Origin of the sequence: Novosphingobium sp. ES2-1 (assembly GCF_015169775.1) — a bacterium.
Lineage (GTDB): Bacteria > Pseudomonadota > Alphaproteobacteria > Sphingomonadales > Sphingomonadaceae > Novosphingobium > Novosphingobium subterraneum.
In genome coordinates, this window is sequence record NZ_CP063445.1 from 1,080,242 (window position 1) to 1,099,577 (window position 19,336).

The 19,336-nt window shown below is 64.5% G+C and carries 18 protein-coding genes; 2 read left to right on the forward strand and 16 right to left on the reverse strand.

Annotated elements, in window-relative coordinates; translation table 11 throughout:
• Positions 1–11 precede the first annotated feature (11 nt).
• Positions 12–2,795 carry a phosphoenolpyruvate carboxylase gene (locus IM701_RS05245; RefSeq protein ID WP_193827998.1) on the forward strand — a complete coding sequence of 928 codons (2,784 nt, stop codon included), beginning with the start codon at positions 12–14 and terminating at the stop codon, positions 2,793–2,795.
• A gap of 56 nt (positions 2,796–2,851) precedes the next feature.
• On the opposite strand, the gene IM701_RS05250 is transcribed toward IM701_RS05245, so the two are convergent.
• From IM701_RS05250 to IM701_RS05320, 15 genes are all read right to left on the reverse strand, one after another.
• A complete protein-coding gene (locus IM701_RS05250; protein WP_193827999.1) occupies positions 2,852–3,949 on the reverse strand; it encodes a TrkA family potassium uptake protein in 1,098 nt (365 codons plus the stop codon).
• 51 nt (positions 3,950–4,000) lie between these two features.
• Positions 4,001–5,170, reverse strand: coding sequence for a HupE/UreJ family protein (locus IM701_RS05255; protein ID WP_193828000.1), 1,170 nt, complete (start codon positions 5,168–5,170; stop codon positions 4,001–4,003).
• Positions 5,109–6,455, reverse strand: coding sequence for a hypothetical protein (locus tag IM701_RS05260; RefSeq protein WP_193828001.1), 1,347 nt, complete (start codon positions 6,453–6,455; stop codon positions 5,109–5,111). The genes IM701_RS05255 and IM701_RS05260 overlap by 62 nt, the downstream gene beginning before the upstream one ends.
• A gap of 5 nt (positions 6,456–6,460) precedes the next feature.
• Positions 6,461–7,186, reverse strand: coding sequence for a DUF4331 family protein (locus tag IM701_RS05265; RefSeq protein ID WP_062343637.1), 726 nt, complete (start codon positions 7,184–7,186; stop codon positions 6,461–6,463).
• A complete protein-coding gene (locus IM701_RS05270) occupies positions 7,186–7,857 on the reverse strand; it encodes a hypothetical protein (protein ID WP_039335130.1) in 672 nt (223 codons plus the stop codon). The genes IM701_RS05265 and IM701_RS05270 overlap by 1 nt, the downstream gene beginning before the upstream one ends.
• A 177-nt stretch (positions 7,858–8,034) precedes the next feature.
• Entirely contained in the window at positions 8,035–9,438 is a 1,404-nt protein-coding gene (locus IM701_RS05275) for a DASS family sodium-coupled anion symporter (RefSeq protein WP_193828355.1), read from the reverse strand.
• Between the two features lie 72 nt (positions 9,439–9,510).
• Positions 9,511–10,311, reverse strand: a complete 801-nt coding sequence (locus IM701_RS05280) for a phosphoadenylyl-sulfate reductase (RefSeq protein ID WP_039335126.1) — start codon at positions 10,309–10,311, stop codon at positions 9,511–9,513.
• 24 nt (positions 10,312–10,335) lie between these two features.
• Positions 10,336–10,767: a DUF934 domain-containing protein gene (locus tag IM701_RS05285; RefSeq protein WP_039335124.1), complete on the reverse strand. Its 432-nt coding sequence runs from the start codon at positions 10,765–10,767 to the stop codon at positions 10,336–10,338.
• Positions 10,760–12,412, reverse strand: a complete 1,653-nt coding sequence (locus IM701_RS05290) for a nitrite/sulfite reductase (protein WP_062343641.1) — start codon at positions 12,410–12,412, stop codon at positions 10,760–10,762. Before IM701_RS05290 ends, IM701_RS05285 begins: the two co-directional genes overlap by 8 nt.
• A 1-nt stretch (position 12,413) precedes the next feature.
• Positions 12,414–12,710: a DUF2849 domain-containing protein gene (locus IM701_RS05295; protein WP_039335120.1), complete on the reverse strand. Its 297-nt coding sequence runs from the start codon at positions 12,708–12,710 to the stop codon at positions 12,414–12,416.
• Positions 12,707–13,477, reverse strand: coding sequence for a uroporphyrinogen-III C-methyltransferase (gene cobA / locus IM701_RS05300; protein ID WP_062343642.1), 771 nt, complete (start codon positions 13,475–13,477; stop codon positions 12,707–12,709). The genes IM701_RS05295 and cobA overlap by 4 nt, the downstream gene beginning before the upstream one ends.
• A 184-nt stretch (positions 13,478–13,661) precedes the next feature.
• Complete coding sequence (locus IM701_RS05305; protein WP_193828002.1) at positions 13,662–14,603, reverse strand: mechanosensitive ion channel family protein; 942 nt, start codon at positions 14,601–14,603, stop codon at positions 13,662–13,664.
• Complete coding sequence (gene metC, locus IM701_RS05310; RefSeq protein WP_193828003.1) at positions 14,600–15,835, reverse strand: cystathionine beta-lyase; 1,236 nt, start codon at positions 15,833–15,835, stop codon at positions 14,600–14,602. The genes IM701_RS05305 and metC overlap by 4 nt, the downstream gene beginning before the upstream one ends.
• Before the next feature lie 39 nt (positions 15,836–15,874).
• A complete protein-coding gene (gene sseA / locus IM701_RS05315; RefSeq protein ID WP_039335116.1) occupies positions 15,875–16,717 on the reverse strand; it encodes a 3-mercaptopyruvate sulfurtransferase in 843 nt (280 codons plus the stop codon).
• 124 nt (positions 16,718–16,841) lie between these two features.
• The gene (locus IM701_RS05320; RefSeq protein ID WP_062343645.1) at positions 16,842–17,573 is read right to left on the reverse strand and encodes a hypothetical protein; all 732 of its coding nucleotides are present in this window, start codon (positions 17,571–17,573) and stop codon (positions 16,842–16,844) included.
• 566 nt (positions 17,574–18,139) lie between these two features.
• Here IM701_RS05320 and queF point away from each other — a divergent pair.
• On the forward strand, positions 18,140–18,592 hold the full coding sequence (gene queF, locus IM701_RS05325; RefSeq protein ID WP_039335112.1) for a preQ(1) synthase: 453 nt from the start codon (positions 18,140–18,142) through the stop codon (positions 18,590–18,592).
• Between the two features lie 4 nt (positions 18,593–18,596).
• Here queF and IM701_RS05330 read toward each other — a convergent pair whose 3' ends face one another.
• Complete coding sequence (locus IM701_RS05330; protein WP_052242455.1) at positions 18,597–19,097, reverse strand: MarR family transcriptional regulator; 501 nt, start codon at positions 19,095–19,097, stop codon at positions 18,597–18,599.
• Between the last annotated feature and the right edge of the window lie 239 nt (positions 19,098–19,336).

Sequence of the window (19,336 nt, forward strand, 5' to 3'; positions counted from 1 at the left end):
ATACAAGGGCCATGAAGACGGTCGCCAAGCTCAAGGCCAGGTTGCAGAAACTCCATGAGCGGACGGCGGAAACGCCGCTGTTCAACCCGGTCTTCCAGCTCAGCCACGATCTTTCGCGGTCGCTGGAGGGTGGCGACCTTTCGCTGTCAGACATCGATGCCCTTGTCGCGGAACTGGAATGCGAGGCGCTGAAGAGCCGCGCGGCCCGGCTCAAGCGTCTCGTCGCGCCCACAGCGGCTACCGAGAACCTTGCCACTATCGAGGCGCTGAACCCGGAAGAGGCGGGCTTTTCCGAGTTCCGCCAGCGTTGGGAAAAGCCGCTGCTCCACGCGGTGTTCACAGCGCACCCGACTTTCCTGCTCAGCCCGGCACAGTCCGATGCGGTGGCGACGGCCGCCCTGTCCGACGATCCGCAGGCCTCGACCGTCTGCACCGTCCCGCACGAGGGGCCGAAGATCACGCTCGAATTCGAGCATGTCGAGGTGTGCAACGCGATCGAGCGTGCCGCCAAGGCACGTGACGCGATCAACGCCACGCTTCTCGGCCACGCCCGCCAGCGCTGGCCCGGGCGCTGGCTGGATTTCAAGCCTTTGCCGTTCCGCTTCGCCACGTGGGTCGGCTACGACATGGACGGCCGCACCGACATTGGCTGGACCACTTCCATCGCCTTCCGCCTGCGCGAAAAGGCGCTGCGCCTTGGCAGCTACGCCGCCTCCCTGCGCGGCATCGACGAGGCACACCCGCTCCTCGCCACGCTCGATGCGGCGCACGCCCATTCGGCGGAAATGGCCGAGCTGTTCTCCTCGCCGCTCGACAGCCCCGAAGCGCTTGCCGCTGCCGCCAACCGCCTGAGCGCGGACCACGAGGCCAAGCTTCTCAGCCTTGCTCCGCTGATCGAGGCGCTGGAAACCGAGGCGCGGAATGCGGACGAGGCCAAGGCCATCCCGCTTGCCACGCTCGCTGCTGCCATGCGCGCCGATGGCCTCGGCATCGGCTGGATCCACTTCCGCGTGAACTCGTCGCAGCTGCTCAACGCCTTGCGCCGCCGGATCGACCCCGAAGGCACGCTGGACCTCGGCAGCAAGAGCGCGCTGTCGCGTCTGCGCGAGCTGCTGGCCGACGTGAAGCCGCTGCGCGTCAACTTCGCTGCTTTGGCGATCGAAACCAGCACCGCGATGCGCCAGTTCCTGGTCATGGCGAAGATGCTCCAGCACATCGACGCCGACGCGCCGATCCGCATGCTGATCGCCGAATGCGAGCAGCCGCAGACAGTGCTTGCCGCGCTCTATTTCGCCAAGCTGTTCGGCATCGAAGGCAAGGTCGATGTCTCGCCCCTGTTCGAGACAGAGGCCGCGCTAGAACATGGCGGTCGTTTCCTCGAAGCGCTGCTTTCGGAAGAATCCTACCGCAGCTACGCCCGCCTGCGCGGCCGCGTCTCGATCCAGACCGGCTTTTCCGACGCTGGCCGCTTCATGGGCCAGATCCCCGCAGCGCTCGCCATCGAACGCCTGCAGGGCCGCCTTGCCGAAGCGATGAAGGCCAATGGCCTGACCGACGTCGCCGCGCTGATCTTCAACACCCACGGCGAATCCATGGGCCGCGGCGCGCATCCCTCGGGCTTTGCCGACCGTCTCACGTGGCCGCTCTCCGGCTGGGCCCGCCGTCGCTTCGCCCGCGCAGGCGTGACGATCGAGCCGGAAGCCAGCTTCCAGGGTGGTGACGGCTACCTGTTCTTCCGCAACGATGAACTCGCCCTCGCCACGCTCACCCGCATTGCCGAGCACGAGGCACGCGATCAGGACCTGTCGGCCAAGGACCCGTTCTACGATCGGACCGATCTCAGCCTCGATTTCTACCGCTCGATCCGCCGCGTTCAGCGCGAACATCTCGAAAGCGCCACGTACTCACGCGCTCTGACCGCCTTCGGCCTCGGCCTGCTCAAGGGCACCGGCAGCCGCGTCTCGCGCCGCCAGTCCGATATCGGCGCCGACCGCACGATGAGCCTGCGCCAGATCCGGGCGATCCCGCACAACGCCATCCTTCAGCAGATCGGCTACCCGGTGAACGTCGTCGCCGGGGCGGGGACTGCGGCTGGCGAGGAGATGGAATCGGTCGCCGAACTGCTCGGACGGTCTGAACGCGGCAACCAGCTGGTCCGCCTGCTGCGCGCTGCCAACGGTCTCGCCTCGATCAAGACCGTGGCTGCGTACGGTGAACTGTTCAACTCCGCCTACTGGGCCAGCCGCCCCTATCGCGGCACCGAAACCGCGCTGGAAGGCGCATGCCTCGCGCTTGCCGAATATCTTACCAAGGATGACAGGGCCGGGGTATTCCGCCGCCTGACCTCGCGCCTGCGGGTAGACTGGATGAAGCTCCACCGTCTGCTCTCGCTGGTGCCGGGGCAGAAGGCCGGGCGTGATGCTGCGCAGGACGCTGACCGCCGCAACATCGGCCTGCTGCAATCGGTGCGTCTCGCGCTGCTGATGCACATGTTCATCCGCGCCGTGCAGGTTCCGCCCTTCGCCCGTTCGAACGACGTGAGCCGCGAGGACGTGCTGGAGATGGTCCTCTCGCTGCGCGTCGACGATGCGCTGGCCCAGTTGCGCCGCGCCTATCCGGTGATCGAGCCCGAGATCACCGATTTCCCGGTGGACGAGCCGACCGACTATCCGGACCATCGCGGCGAGGACTACGGCGCCATCCGCGCCCGCTTCATCGACCCGATCGACCGCGCCCACGCCCTCAACATCCGCGTCGCCGTAGCCATTGCCAACTACTTCGGCGCCCACGGGTAACAGGAAAAAGCCCACCCCCGACCCCTTCCGCCTGCGGGAAGGGGGTGGGCGTTCAATTACCCCACAAACGAATGCCCGTGCCGTACCGGTGCCTTCACCGCACTGAACACCGCCCCGGCTGACAGCCTGCTGCCGCGAACGACGAGCATGACCTTGTCGCCCTGTTCCAGCGTCACGTCCTCGCCGGGGTGCTGGATCGACTGGCCGCTCGTCCGATCGATCTGCACCACGAAGAATGCGCCGTTGCCGCGTCGCTCGGCCTCGCCGACGGTCTCGCCGGTGAGGGCGCTGTCCGCGCCCATCTCCACCATCTCGATGTCCAGCCCGAAATCGTGCAGGTTGCGCCGCACCGCGCCGATGTCGTCCAGCTGTCCGGTGGCGGGGTAGAGGATCATCTCGACAATGCGCTCGGCGCCGATATGCGTGGGCATCACCACCTTGTCGGCGCCGGCGTGGAACAGCTTGTTCTCGGTCGTCGGCGCCTCGCCGCGGGCGATGATCTCGATTGCGGGATTGAGATTGCGCGCCGATAACGTGATGAACACATTCGCCGCGTCGTCGGGCAGGACCGATGCCAGCACCTTCGCCCGCGCGATCCCCGCAGCCTTGAGCGTCTCCTCGTGCGTGGCCTCGCCAACCATGCACAGGAAGCCCTGCGCCTTGGCATCCTCGGCCTTGGCATGGTCTCGCTCAAGGATCAGGAAAGGCTTCTTTGCCTCGGTCATCGCCTTGGCCAGTTGCACGCCGATGCGGCCGTAACCGCAGATGATCACATGGCCGGTCAGCTTTTCTATTTCGGTCATCATCTTGTCCAGACCCAGCAGGCGGCGGAATTGGAAGAGTGTGAACACCTGAACCAGCGCACCGGTCAGCACGATCATTCCGGTGCACCCCAGCATGATCGTCGCGCTCGTCCACCAGCGCAGGAACAAGGTGTCGACCGGGCGGATCTCGCCATAGCCGACGGAGAACACGGTCAGCAGCACCATGTAGGCGGCATCGCCGAACGGCCAGCCCGCATAGACGAACCCGCACGTCGACACGACATAGACGGCGAGAACAAAGATCAGCGTCCCCGTCAGCAGGCGCAGCGGCGACCCCAGCACCGAATTTGCCCCCTGCGTCAAGGCAGAGCTGTCATCATCGCGTATCATTCACAGCCCCCTCAGCCTTCTGATAGGGTGGCGCGGGCCGATATGTCCATATCAGGAAAGGCCCAGTCGCTCCGACAGCCAGACAAGGGCAGCGATACCGGTCAGCACCGCCAGAACCAGCCTCGCGCGATTGCCGTATCGCCAGCGGGCAAGCATCAGCAGGACTGGCAGAGTGACCGCGACGACGCCCAGTTGGACCGCCTCGATGCCCAAATTGAAGCCAAGAATGGCGACGATGCGCGGGGTCGTGCCAAGTCCGAAGTTGCTGACCAGCGTGGCGAAGGCAAGCCCGTGGACGAGGCCAAACAGCGCCGCAACGAGTGGTTCCTTGCCGGGAAACACGGGCCGCGCCGCATGAATGGCCGAGATGAGAACAGAAAGCGCGATACCCGCTTCAACCGGCTGTGGTGGAAGCCGAACGCCGAAGAGTGCGGCCAGGATGAGCGTCGTCGAATGACCGACCGTGAAGGCCGTGACGATCCACGCCAGTTTGCGCAACGTGGCTGCTGCCGGTCGCGCCTCGCCCCAGCGTCCGCCTGCCGCGAGCAGCGGGGCAGGGAGAAGCAGCGCAAGCAGGAACAGCAGATGATCATAGCCCTCGGCAATATGCCGGGCACCAAGCGCCATGGCGTTGAGGAAGAGCGCTCCCAGCCCCGCCTTGCCGCGCTCCACCAGCAATTCGGATTTACCGGCAGTGAGCGCGCCAATCAGTTCGCGCTCCCCACTCACACCTCCCGCCAGATCCCCGTCCACCACCAACAGGGCAAAGTGGTTCGGCGCTTCCCGCGTCACGACATGCCAGCGCCAAAGCAACGACCTGTCCGAGGAGCCGGGCGGGGGTGTCAAGGACAGCTCCAGATGCAGGTCAGGCGGCCCGGCAATCTGTTCGAATGCGATGCGATCCACAGCGACGCGCCACGGCTTTCCATTTGCGTCGAGCACGGCCATGTCGGCCACTACGCGCGCCTGCGCCTTGGCAAGACTGGCCGTGCTGTTGTCCGTCGGCAATCCCGTGGCGTAGCCGAATTCGGCCTGCGGCACGACGATGTCGGCCTTGACCAGCCCCGGTGCGAAATCGAGGCGGATTTCCGAGTTGGGCGTGAGATGCGCGGCGGCAGGGCTGGCGAGGCAAAGCCAGGCCAGCGCCGTCAGTAGCGTCCTAATCGTGACCGAACCAGATGTAGCGCGCCGCCGGATCGGTGGCCTTGGGATTGAGATCAAGCGCGTCCTCCCGCGCATCTTCGGCGGCATCGGTGTCTCCAAGCGCGGTGTGGGCGTCTGCCATGGCAAGGTAAAGTCCTGCCGTCCGCCAGCCGGTCTTCTCGGCACGTTCAAGCGTTGCAAGTGCACCTCTGGCATCGCCGGTCAGAAGCTGCGCCCGCGCCAGCAGGATCAGGCTGGCCCCGTGCGGTCGCGCCTGTGCATCGGCCTTCGCGATTGGCAGGGCTTTGGCCGGGTCGCCCAAGGCCAGTTCGTGCTCCACCACGTGCGCCGCTGCCGCCTCTGGCATCACGCTATAGCGCTCGGTCCAGATCGCGCCGGCCTTCTCGGCCCACGCCCGACTTTCGGCGCCGCGGCCCTGCAGGCGCAGCGTGAAAGCAAGCGCGTCCATGATCTCCGGCAAGGGGGCCTTGGCCAAGATCGCTTCATATTGCCGAACTGCTCCAGCCACGTCCCCTTCGAGAGCCTTCTGCTGTGCGACATGCGCCATGGCGAGCGGGCTGCCAGGGAAGAAGCGCTCGGAAAACCGGGCCCATGTGCCCGCCGCCTTCCAGTCTCCCGTGGCATATGCGATCGTCACCCGCTGCAAGCCGACCTGCGACTTGACGTAGCGGCTCAGCTTTGGTGCGCGCAGCACTGCGTTGATGCGGCGGCGGGCAAGATCAGGATCGCCCGTGCGCAATGCGAGCATAGATTGCCTTAACGCAACGGCGGCGTTGTTGTCGTATTCCTCCGCGCGGCTGAACGCGAGGCGCGCTGCCTTCATGTCGCCGCGCTGGAAGGCGATGTCCCCCTTCAGGCTCCATGCGCCGGCAGACTCGCCGTCGTCCGGCTCCCCCACTTGCGCGAAGAACCGTTCGAGCCCCTTTCCGGCAGCGTCGAGGCGGTGTGCCAGGACCGAAACTTCGGCGCGAGACAGGCTCGGCCCGGCGGGGAAGGGGGCACCCGCCATCCCCTTGTCCAGCAATCCGTCCGCTTCGGCGAGATCTGCATATGCGCCTGTCGCGCGGAAGCGCCTGACGAGAGCTCGTGCCAGTACCTCCTGCCGCAGCCACTCCTCAGGATTCAGCGCCAACCGCGCGCGTGCGCCATCCACTGCAACTTGCGCTGCCTGCTCCAGTTCGAGCTGGTTGCGTGGTCCGAACCATGGCTTGATTTCCGAGGGCAGCGGATCCGGCGGGCCTTGCCGAGCCTTGTACTTGTCAAAGGCAATGCTGGCGGCGGTTATCAGGAAAACCGCCGCCAGCAGGATCCACGACCACTTGGGGCCGCGCTTGCCGCTCATGCCTGTCAGGACTTCGTCGCGCAGATCTTCAACTGCAGCTTTTCCAGATCGTCGCCAATCAGCCCGAACAGCTTGTCGAGTTCGTGCTCGTATTCGGTCAGATACTTGTCGCCAGCGACGTCTCCGGTCGGCGTATCATCGTTGTAGCTCAGCTTCATCGAAGAACTAACCAGCGCCGTAGCGATAGCCGGATTGCCCATGCGGTCCACACTGACATAGGCCGAATCCGGGTCGGTGCGGAAATTGAAGTTTGTGCCGGTGCCGGTCGCTACCTGCGGCGTGCCGTTCGGCGTTGCCAGGAACGGGAAGGTCAGCAGGAAGAACTTGTCATTGCGCTGCGGATTCAGCGGCACATCTGCCAGCGTGTATGGTCCTTGGCCGGTAACGCTCATATCGAGCAGCAGGGTTGCAAGCAGAATGTCGACGACCTGATCTTCGGGATGGCGTCCATTCGGAAACTTGGTCGGTCGGGTCAGGTCGAGCTTCAATGTATCCGGAATGATGAATGACTTGAGGTTTGCGCCGTTCTGGCCCTGGATCGGCTGCAGGAAGCATTTGGTCGAGTCGTAGGCAACCGCGGTTGCCGTGGCAGTCGGCGTCGCGGTCGATGTCGAGCTCGGTAGCGGGGCCGGGACGACGACTTGGCTACCAGCACCATCATCGCCGCACCCGACCAGCGTCAGGGCCAGAGCGAACGGCGTCGCGATCCGGATGATCTTGCGCAGGCTCATCAGATGTTCCCCCCAAAGCGGGCGGTCTGTCCCCAGACGCCAAGATTGGTTACCCCTGCGCCAAGGTTTGCGTCAGGAATTTCAAGCACGATCGCGGTATCGTTCTGGGTGTCGAAGAAGTTGCGGTCGTTGCGGATTTTCAATGTGCCGGTGGATCGCGTCTCGCGGAAACCGATCAGGTCGAAGAAAAAAGGTTCGTCGAACAGGCCGACGCGGACCTTCACGCCATCCTTTTGGAGGTTCTGCTCGACCGGACCTTCGATCACGCCGTTAACGCCGGGCACGCCTTCGATTCGTACTCCCCATTCGCCAGGATTTTGGCCCGGCCCGAAGCGATACTTGATCGTGAACTCGGGGGTATTGCCCGGTGCCGCAGTCGAAATGTTGATTTTGTAGAGCACGTCCCGGTCATAATAGAGCGGCGTCGTCGCGGCGGCGGAGACGGGTCCTGCAAAGGTCATCGCGATCTTGGTCGTGCCATTCGAATGCCAGGCAAACACGTCGGCGATGTCGGCCGGAATATCCGGGTTGGGATCTACGCCGCCGTCGGTGCGGCTCGGCGGATCGAGGTGGTCGGCGCTTGTCGCGACGCCGGTCGGCACCAGCATCAGCGCGGCGAGGCTGGCGGCCCCGGCGCTGCCCGCCAGCAATGTCTTGAAAATGCGGCGCACGGCGAATCTCCCCACTGCGAATTCTGACGAAAGAACGTGCGACCACTCTTTCGCCTCATTCTGCGCCGTCTGCTGTGAACTGGTTCACAGGGAGTCAGCGGGAGGCCTGTTTGTTCGATGTTAGACTATTTTGCACCGATTGGTGAAGCCCAAATCAAGTAAGACTACGTAACATAATCATGAAAAGGCGGCGACGGTCCAGACTACGCCGACCAGCAGGAACACCCCGACCACGTCGAGCGCGAAGCCTGCCTTGACCATCGCGCGCATCGAACAGTGCCCGGTTGCCCAGGCCAGCGCATTGGGGCCGGTTCCTGCCGGCAGCATGAAGCCCCAGGTCGCGGCGAAGGCTGCCGGAAGAGCCAGCAGGATCGGATCGGCCCCCAGCGCCGCCACCAGCGCTGCCACGACCGGCATGATTCCGCTCGCCGCCGCGATGTTGCTGGCAAATTCTGTCACCACGATCACGAACCCGACGAGGACCAGTGCAACCACCGGAAGTGGCACATGGGCAAGCGGCAGCAGCATCTCGCCCATCCACTTGGTCAGCCCGCTTTCGGTCATGCCCATCGCCATGGCAAGGCCGCCGCCGAACATCAGCACCACGTCCCACGGTGCGCGATTGGCCTCGGGCCAGGTCAGCATCGGGCGGCCGGTGCCGTCGGGCAGGAAAAACAGGACCAGCCCCGCGATCGCAGCCACCGTGCCATCGGTGAAGCCACCCTTCGGAAACACCCCTTCGATCAGCGGCTGGAACACCCACGCCAGGAAGGCCAGTAGCACCACCGGAAGCAACCGCCGCTCGGCCACGCTCCATTGCGCGGAATGGCCAATGGCATCGCGTGCAGCCGCAGGATCGAACGCATCCTCCTTCAGCTTCTGCACCCGCGCGATGATCCACGCGGCAATCGGCACGGCGGCAACGGCGATCGGCACGCCGTACATCGCCCATTGCAGGAACGTGACCCGGGTCCCCAGCGCCTTCTCGATCAGTCCTGCCGCGATGGCGTTTGTCGGCGTGCCGATCAATGTCGCCAGCCCGCCGATGGATGCGGCAAAGGCAATGCCCATCGGCAGCGCTCCGGCCATGCCCCCGGTTTCCCCTTCGCGCACGCCGCCCGCACGCAGCATGGCAATCGCCATCGGCATCATGATGAGGGCCGTCGATGTGTTGGAAATGAAGCTTGAAAGCACTGCCGTCGCGGTCATCACGCCCAGCAGCAACTGCCCCGGCCTTGCACCGGCCAGGCCCATTATGAACAGCGCCAGCCGCCGGTGGAGCCCGGTCCGCTCGATTGCCAGCGCCAGAAAGGCGCCACCTACGAAAAGGAACATGATCGGCGAGTAGTAGGCGGCAGCCGTCTTGTTGGCATCCGCCACGCCGGTCAGCGGCAGCACGAGGAAAGGCAGGAATGCCGTTGCCGAAAGCGGCATCGCCTCGGTCATCCACCAGGCTGCCATCCACCAGACAAGGCCCGCCGCACTCCATGCCGCATCGGGCATGCCAGCCGGTGCTGCCGCCAGTTGCGTTACGGCAAACCCCAGCGGTCCGGCCCAGAACCCGATCCTGCGCGCATCCACTGCCAACCGACTACTCCCCCATGTCCCGGCGCAGGGACCTAGCAGAGCACTGTCGCGACTGGCAAATGCCGATCAGAAGATCGGATCGTAGCCCGGTGGCAGTTCGTCGCCCGGCTTGCTGGCATCCGTCGGCGAATGGATGCCGCATTCGGTCTTGTCCCAGCCCTTCCACCGGCCAGACCGGGGATCTTCACCGGGGGCGACCTTGCTGGTGCAGGGCGCACATCCGATCGACGGATAGCCCTGGGCCACCAGTGGGTGCGCCGGCAGGCCGTGCTGAGCGAAGTAGGCTTCCAGCGCGGTCTTGTCCCACGATGCCAGCGGATTGATCTTGAGCCGCCCTTGCGCGTCGGAATGGTCGATCTCGAAGCGGGGCAGACCGGCGCGGGTCTTGGACTGGAAGCCCTTGCGCCCGGTCAGCGAGGCATCGAAATGCAGCAGCGCCTTGGCCAGCGGCTCGACCTTGCGGATCTCGCAGCAGCCATCGGGGTCCCACGACCAGCGCAGGCCGTTCTCGTCCTTCTTGGCGATCACTTCCGGATCGGGCTCGATGATCTGGAGGTTGGTCATCCCCAGAAACCCGATCAGCTCATCGCGATAGGCTACCGTCTCGGGGAAGTGCTTGCCCGTCTCAAGGAACAGCACCGGCACCGAAGGATCGACCTCGGCAATAAGGTGAAGCAGGACAGCACTTTCCGCGCCGAAGCTCGAAACCACCGCAAGGTCGCCCGCGAGCCCGTCGCGGATCACCGAACGCAGCATCTCGTGCGTGTCGGTGCCCCGGAACAGGTTGTTCAGGCGGATCGCGTCCGTCTCGGTAAAGCGCGGGCGCACATCGATCAGGTCGATCTTGCGGTTCACGGTGCTGTCCATACTTCTAAGTCCTTTTCCCGCAGCTCAGGCGGGGTGACGCTTCGCCCAGATTGCCGGGCGTCCGTCGACGGTCTTCTGGTAGACTTCAGGCCAGGTCGCGAAGGCCTTTTCGGCGGCCTCCACGCTGATCGGCTGGTTCGGCGCAAAGCTGTCGAACCCGCAGCGGCGCATGTGCGAAAGCTGGTCGAGCAGCACATCGCCCACGGCCCGCAGTTCGCCCTGATAGCCATGCTCGCGCAGGATACGCGCCGCCGAATAGCCGCGCCCGTCGGTGTAGGCCGGGAAGTTCACTTCCACGAGCGCCAGCCGATCGAGATGCGGCAGCAGCGCGCGGGCATCGTCGCCCGGTTCGATCCGCACGGCAGTTGCGTTCGACTGGTCGGCAAAGGCGTCGACCGTCACCGCAGGATCGCCGACCGGCTCGTCATCGCGAAAACGCAGGTTCTGCTCAACCATTGGCGGTCTCCTTGGCGTAGATCGCCTCCTTGAACGGGGCCATGCCGATGCGGCGGAAGGTGTCGACGAAACGCTCCCCTTCGGCGCGCTGGGCGAGATAGACATCGGTTGCCTTCTCGACTGCATCGACGATGCCGTCCTCGTTGAAGCCGGGGCCGGTGATCGTGCCGAGCGAGGTGTCCGCGCCCTCGCAGCCGCCGAGCAGGAGCTGGTAGTTCTCCACGCCCTTGCGGTCGACGCCGAGGATGCCGATGTGGCCCGCGTGGTGATGCCCGCAGGCGTTGATGCAGCCCGAAATCTTCAGCTTCAGCTCGCCCAGCTCGCGCTGACGGCCCAGGTCGGCAAAGCGCTCCGAGATCTTCTGCGCCACCGGGATCGACCGCGCATTGGCCAGCGCGCAGTAATCCAGACCCGGGCAGGCGATGATGTCGCCGATCAGGTCGAGGTTGGCAGAGGCAAGGCCTGCTTCGTCCAGCTTCTGCCACAGGCCATAGAGGTCAGCCTTCTTTACATGCGGCAGCACGATGTTCTGCGCATGGGTCACGCGCAGTTCGTCGAACGAATGCTCAAGCGCCAGGTCGGCCATCAGGCGGATCTGGTCAGCCGTGGCATCGCCCGGAATGCCGCCAACCGGCTTCAGGCTGATGTTGACTATGGCGTAGCCCGGCTGCTTGTGGGCATGGACGTTCTGGTCCACCCACAGCGCGAAGTCGGGATCGGACAGGTCGAGTTCGTCGGACGCATTCGCATCGAAGCCCGGCTGCTCGAAGTAGCCCTTGATGCGCTCCAGCTCGGCCGCTGGCGGCTCGAGGCCCAGCGTCAGGATGTGCTTGAACTCTTCTTCCACCTGGCGGCGGTATTCGTCGGCACCGATCTCGTGGACGAGGATCTTGATGCGCGCCTTGTACTTGTTGTCGCGGCGGCCATAGCGGTTGTACACGCGAAGGCACGCTTCGAGGTACGAGATCATCTGCAGCGGCGGCACGAAATCGCCGATCACTGGAGCGATCATCGGCGTGCGGCCCATGCCACCGCCGACGTAGAAGCGGCAGCCGATCTCGCCGGCATCGTTCTGCACCAGCTGGATGCCGATATCGTGCAGCTTCATCGCTGCGCGGTCGGTTTCCGAACCGATGATCGCGATCTTGAACTTGCGCGGCAGGTAGTCGAACTCCGGATGGAAGGTCGACCACTGGCGCAGGAGTTCGGCATAGGGGCGCGGATCGACCAGCTCGTCCGCGGCGGCACCGGCGAACTGGTCGGCGGTGGTATTGCGGATGCAGTTGCCGCTGGTCTGGATCGCATGCATCTCGACCGAAGCCAGATCGGCGAGAATGTCGGGCGCGTCCTGCAGCTTGATCCAGTTGTACTGGATGTTCTGGCGCGTGGTGAAGTGACCATAGCCGCGGTCATACTTGTCGGCGATATCGCCCAGCATGCGCATCTGGCGGCTGCTCAGCGTGCCATAGGGAATGGCCACGCGCAGCATGTAGGCGTGAAGCTGCAGGTAGAGGCCGTTCTTCAGGCGCAGCGGCTTGAACTGGTCCTCGGTGATGTCTCCGGCAAGGCGGCGCTCCACCTGGTCGCGGAACTCCGCAACGCGGGCATCGACCATTGCCTGGTCGTATTGGTCGTACTGATACATCTCAGATCACCCAGGTGCCGGCATTGGGGTCGGCAGGCTTGAGGGAAAGGTCGAGGCGGACCGTCGGCCCGAGGGCGCGGATGCGGTCCTTGATGTGCGCCGGGCGCACGCCTTCGTCGGTCAGCGTCGCTTCGATCACCTGCGTGTCGGTGACAATCTGCTTGGCGTTCTCGCGGGCGATGATCGCCTCGGCATGTTCGCCTGCTTCCACCGCATCGTTGACATGGCGCGACCAGCCTTCGCCGGTCCACCAGATCACGTCGCCGGTGCGCAGATCACTTCCAGTGATGATCTTCACTGCACTGCCTCCAAAACTTGCTTCAATTCCATCATGTCTCCCCGGCCTGCCACTTCGCCGATCACGATCAGGGCAGGACTCTTGACCTTGTTTTCCGATACCAGCGGCCCGAGAGCCGCCAGCGTTCCGCGCAGCACGCGCATCTGCGGGCGCGCCGCGTTCTCGATGACTGCCACCGGCATGTCGGGCGCGAGCCCGTCTGCCATGAGCTTTTCGGCAATCGCTTCCGAAGTCGCCACGCCCATATAGATCACCAGCGTCCTGCCAACCCCCGCCAGGCCAGCCCAGTTCTGATCGGTCAGCCCCTTGCACTGGCCTGCCACGAACGAGACGATGCTTGCCGCGTCGCGGTGGGTGAGGGGGATCATCGCCGAAGCAGCCGCGCCCATGGCGGCGCTGATTCCGGGCACGACCTGCACCGGGACACCAGCGGCAAAGCAGTCTTCCGCTTCCTCGCCACCACGCCCGAACACGAAAGGATCGCCGCCCTTGAGACGCACCACGTCATTCCCGGCCAGGGCCTCGCGCACCAGCAGGGCGTTGATCTCTTCCTGACGCATGGTGTGGCGCGAACGCTGCTTGGCCACCGAGATCATCCGGCAGCCCTTGGGCGCCATGGCAAGGATCGCCGGATCGACCAGCCCGTCGTGGACCAGCACGCGCGCATTCATCACCAGCCGCGCCGCACGCAGCGTCAGCAGGTCCGGATCACCGGGCCCCGCGCCGACAAGGAATACGGTTCCGACTCTTGAAGAGGGATTGCTCATGGGGGCCAGATGGGCGCGATGAGCGCAAGTCACCAGCGAGAATGCTTTTCCCACCGCCTAGATGTTCTTTAGCGGCTGCGCTGGACCTGGTTACACGATCTTCAAGATCTAACGTCACCCCGGGCCTGACCCGTGGTCCCGCTTTCACTTCGGGCGACGGTGCAGAAACAAGCGGGACCCCGGATCAAGTCCGGGGTGACGGTGGAGAGTGAGGGGAACCTTCGCCCCGCAAAGCCTCTACCAGCATCCGCAAACCCTCGCTGTCCTTCAGGTTCAGATCCTGCTGCGGGAACGGAATTTGAACCCCGTGGTCCCGGAACAGGCGCCACACCGCCTTGAGAATGTCCGACCGCACGTTACCTACGCCACCCTCGGGATCGTCGATCCACACCACGATCGTCATGTCGATGCTGCTCGGCCCGAACGCGCTCAGCAGCACGCCGGGCGAGGGGAAGCTCAGCACGCGCGGGACACTGGCCACCGCCTCAAGCATCAGCTTCTCGACCTGCTCCAGATCGCTTCCATAGGCCACGCCAACGGGAATGTTGATCGCCACCTCGCGCGAGGAGTACGACCAGTTCTCGACCTGGCTGGTCATCAGGTTTTCGTTCGGAATCAGGTATTCCCGATTGTCGCGCGTGGTCACCGAAACCGCGCGGATGCCGATCTTCTTGACCTCGCCGAACGAATTGCCCTTGCCGTCGTTCACCGCGATCACGTCGCCCGGCTTGATCGAGCGGTCCATCAGCAGGATGATCCCGGCGATCAGGTTGCCGAAGGTCTTCTGCAGGCCGAAACCGATGGCGAGGCCAAATGCGCCTGAAAACACCGTCAGCGCGGTCAGGCTGATCCCCAGCACGTCGATCCCGACCAGGATCGAGATGCCCCAGACCACGATGGTGGCGATCTTCTCGCCCAGCAGTTGCTGCGTGCGGTCAAGGCTGGTCAACCGGCGGAACGTGCGCCGCGCCAGCCTGCCGATCAGCTGCGCCGCGACGATCACCAGCAGCATCACGATCACGATGCGCAGCGCGCCCCAGACCGAGATGTGGTAGGTCCCCAGATCGAACCCGATCTCGTTCAGCACTCGGATCACGTCGGCCACTTGCTGCCTGAAGCTGTTCATGCGGTCGCTCCTGCCCACACGGCAAGCCCACGCTCGAGATCGGCAATCAGGTCGGTGCTATCTTCAAGCCCGATGGAAAGTCGCACGCCGAAACGATCCTCGGCGTCCATCCCCTTGAGCGGCCACTGGCTTGCCGTGCGGATGCCCGCCGGATCGACCGGCGTTGCCAGGCTCTCGAAACCGCCCCATGAATAGCCGATGCCAAACAGCGTCAGCGCATCGATCAGCGCATCGCGCGCCGCGCTCGTGCCGCCCTTCAGCACAAAGCTGAACAATCCGCAGCCGCCGGTGAAGTCCCGGCGCCAAAGCTCATGCCCGGGCGATCCCGGCAGCATCGGGCACAGCACCCGCGCCACTTCCGGCCGCCCCTCCAGCCACTGTGCGATTCCCAGCGCCGATGCCGTCTCCGCCTCGAGCCGGTGCTTCATCGTCCGAAGGCCGCGCAGCATCAGCGCGGCATCGTCGGGCGAGACCACTGTCCCCATGCCCTGCGAGCGCAGCCGCAGCTTGCGATACCACTCCGGCCCGGCGCTGGCGCTGCCCATCATGCAGTCGGAATGGCCGGAAACGTGCTTGGTCAGGCTCATCACCACGATGTCCACACCATGGCGCAGTCCCTGAAAGCCGAGCGGCGAGGCCCAGGTATTGTCGAGTACGCTGACGATCCCGCGTGCCTTGGCCGCCGCTGCGATGGCGGGCACGTCCTGCACCTCCATGGTCAGGCTGCCCGGGCTTTCCAGCAGCACGCAGCGCGTCCGTTCGCAACATGCCGCTTCGAAGGAGGCAAGGTCGGTCGGATCGAACCAGCGCGTCTCGATACCGAAGTCCTTCAGCAGCCTCCGTCCCATGATGCGCGAGGGTTCGTAGGCATTGTCCGTCATCAGCAGCACGTCGCCGGGACGCAGCACCGTGAGCAGCGCTCCGGCTATTGCCGCGACGCCTGAGGGATAGAGCACAGTTCCCGCAGAGTCCCCCTCGAGTTGGGTCAATGCCTCGGAGAGTCCCCACTGAGTTGGAGATCCCCTGCGCCCATAATAGAACCGCCCGTCCTCGTTGGCTGGATGGGCCCTGAGTGCTGACATATCAGGATAAAGATGCGTCGAAGCGCGCCAGACGGCGGGGTTGACGACGGCCCCGGGATGCCCTGGCGTCCCGGTCCACTCCTCGCGCCGTCCAGCCAGCACGCCCCGCGTCGCCGCCCCATAATTCTCGAAATCGTCAGAACTGCTCATGGCCTCGGGCGATAGCAGCAATGATCGCTGACAGGAACCTCAGGCCGCGCCGGTTGCCTTGGGGGTTGCCGGGTCCATCCCCCATTCGCTCCACGATCCGTCGTAGAGCGAGACATCTTCCTTGCCGATCAGATGTGCCGCGAAAATCAGCACGTTGGCGGTCATTCCCGAGCCGCACGAGGAGATCAGCGGGCGCGAAAGGTCGATGCCGGCTGCCTCGAACAGGCTGCGGATCGCGTCAGGCGATTTCCACGTGCCATCGGGATTGAACAGGCTCGAATAAGGAAGGTTGCGCGCGCCGGGTATATGGCCGCTCGCCAGCGCAGGGTTGGTCTCCGGCACTTCGCCAGTAAAGCGCCCGGCGCCACGCGCGTCGATGACCTGCTCGGCGTTGCTGTCGAGATTGGCCAGCACATCGGCTTTCGAACGCACATGGCTCTCGTCAGACCACACGGTAAAGTGCCGCTGGCGCAGCGTTTCAACACCTTGCGCGCACTTGCGGCCCTCCGCCTTCCACTTGGCGATCCCGCCATCGAGCAGCGCCACGTTCTGGGCACCGAACTTGGTCAGCATGAACCAGGCACGGGTCGATGTCTTCACCGGGCTGTCGTCATAAATCACGATACGGCTGCCGTCGCCAAGGCCGAGCGTCTGCATTCGGCTGGCGAACTTTTCGGCCGACGGCAGTGTGTTGGGTACGGGCGAGGCCGCATCGACCAGTTCGGCCAGATCCATGAAGACTGCACCGGGAATGTGGCATGCCTCATATTCGAGGCGCGGCACGCGACCATGCTCTGGCAAGAATGCCGTAGCGTCGACAATACGTAGATCGCTCGCGCCCATTTCGTCCGCGAGCCACTGGGTCGAAACCAGTGAGTCCATGGTTAATCGTGCTCCTGCCTGCTGTGCGACCCGTCTGGCGCGGGTTCGTTAGGCCAAGACTAGACGCGGCAATCGGGTGCGTCGACCACAAAAACGGACAGCCGCGCGACCTTTCCCGATGAACTCACGCAAACGCTGGAACGGTGAGCGCGCGCTGGCTGATCTTCGGGTAGATGCGCGGGCCGAGGTCAAGCCGGAAGGGCTGCAGCCTTTGCCCCGCTGCACCTTCTTCCAGGCCGACGACGAAGGCCGCGCGCATGGTGAACGGTCGTCCGTCGACGGTGGCCGTCATTTCAAGTCTGACGAGTGGCACGAACAAGGCGGCATTGCCATGACGGATCGGTGTGATTTCGGCGAGGGGCAGGCGTATTTCGCCCGCAACTTCGATGATCTCGCCAGCGCCTATTGACCGAATCGTATGCAACTCGGGCGCATTGCGCGGGTCGAGCTGGTCCTGCACTGGCCGCGAGGCGTGCGCGGCAGTCATTCCGCCAAAAATCACCACGTCTTGCGCTTGCGTTGTGGCCGACAGCACCAGCCGATAGGAAAGCGTGGCATTGACGAGGGTCGCGCTCATGCGCGCGGCAGCGAGGTCGAGCGTCAGGGCAGCGTCCGGCACAAGCGCGGTCTCCGCCAGGTGGGGACCTTGTGCAGGAGAGCTGGCGGGGGACGCGGCCTTTATCGCTGGCGGTTCGAAGGCAACCTCGGGCGGCGCCGTGCGTCGACGGCGGAGCAGCGCCCATGATGCCCCGGCCGCGAGCAAGCCGACAAGCGCTGCCACCCACGGCCAAAGCGTGGCGCCTCGCGCTTCGGGCTCTGTCGTCGTCGCCGTGACCGGCACCGCGGGAGGCGACATCGGCTCGGGCAAATTTGGTGTAGCCGCTGTCGGTTGGGGAAGCGGAGGCGCACTTTCGGCTGCTTGCGTCGGCAGGGCCGCAGTCTCAGCTTCGGGTACGTCAGCTTGGGCGGATGGCCGAGGCGCTGGTTTGGCAGAAGGGAGCGCAACAGGCGCTGCCGGTGACGGTACCGGCGCCGGTACAGGGACGGCAACAACCGGTGGCGACGGCGTTGCACCGGATTGCCCGGTCGTGGCGCGGGGTGGGGGCGCATCGGGAACGACCGGGCCCTGCGCGGCGGAACTGGGCTTCTCCGACGGGGGCAATTGCCACGTGGTGGCATCCTGCGCGCGCGCCGCGCTTGTGCAAAGCGCTAGCGCCGCCGCCGAAATGACAAATGACCCCGGGAACAACCTCATCGCCGGGGCATGACAACCCGCCAGTTTAATGCCTCGTGAACCAAGAGGCACGATCGGGCCACTTGCTCCCGGTCTGCGACGGGTGCATGGGCGAGCCAATTCTATTCTTGAAGTGATCGCTTGGCGGGAAACCAACTCGCACCGCCTGCGCATCCAGAGGCCAGACAATGACCAAGACTCCTCTCTTCCTTGGGCAGAACACCGCCCTCCCCGCATCTCCGGAAGAGGCCGTGCTCGATTATGTGCCAAATCCGCGTCCGGGCACGCTCTACATGATCCGCTTTGCTGCGCCCGAATTCACCTCGCTATGCCCGGTGACCGGCCAGCCCGACTTTGCCCATCTGGTGATCGACTATGCTCCGGGTGAGACGATCGTCGAATCCAAGGCGCTCAAGCTCTTCCTCGGGTCCTTCCGCAATCACGCAGGATTCCACGAGGACGTCACGGTTGGCATAGGCCAGCGGCTGTTTGCCGAAATGAAGCCGCGCTGGCTGCGGATCGGTGGCTACTGGTATCCCCGCGGCGGCATTCCGATCGACGTGTTCTGGCAGTCCGATGCCCCCCCGGCAGGCCTGTGGCTGCCCGATCAAGGCGTGGCGCCCTATCGCGGTCGCGGTTGAAGCGTCAGGCTGCCAACCACGAAGAGCCGGAGCCTTTTTCTTCGGCTCGTTCCGAACGCTGGGACTGCTGCCCCGCCTTTGACGGGGTGATTCCCATCGCGATTTTCTCCCATCCACTTTCGGTGAGAGATACCCAGATGCGCCGCCGGTCAGCCGAATCCGGCTCGCGCAGGATCAGTCCGGATTCGTGGAACATGGCAAGCCAGCGCAGCACCGTTGCGCCGGGCACATTCGCGCTCAATCCCAGACCCGTCACGGAGATGCGTCGGCCCTCGGCCTGATTGATGAACAGCTCCAGCATCAGGTCCCATGCAGGGTCAGCAACCTGAATGTTTGGGAAAAGCTCCTGCCGGCGACGGCGGGCGCGGATTTCGCTCTTGGCGATGGCGACCAGGTCAGCGGTCGATGGAGGCGTGTCGGTGGGCGTCTGTTCTTCGGGCGCAGATAGCAATTCGTTAAGCAGGAGCGTGATCCTTGCGATCCTTTCTCGTTCCTGGCTGTTCATTGCTATACCTCTGGCCACCCCAACCATACATATGCTGTAATGTCTCTTGTCTTGCAATTACAAACCTTTGAATACCAATGAAAAATTAGGAAATATTAACCTTTTTCGAGGGATTTGTCGTGCTCCGGGGCGATTTTTCCGTGCTCTTTGCCTTTCCGGTGGAGGTATCCAGGCCAAAAAAGCAGCACCATGCTGCATGCTGGCGAGGGGACTACGCCCGAAGCACCGAGCTTGCCTGC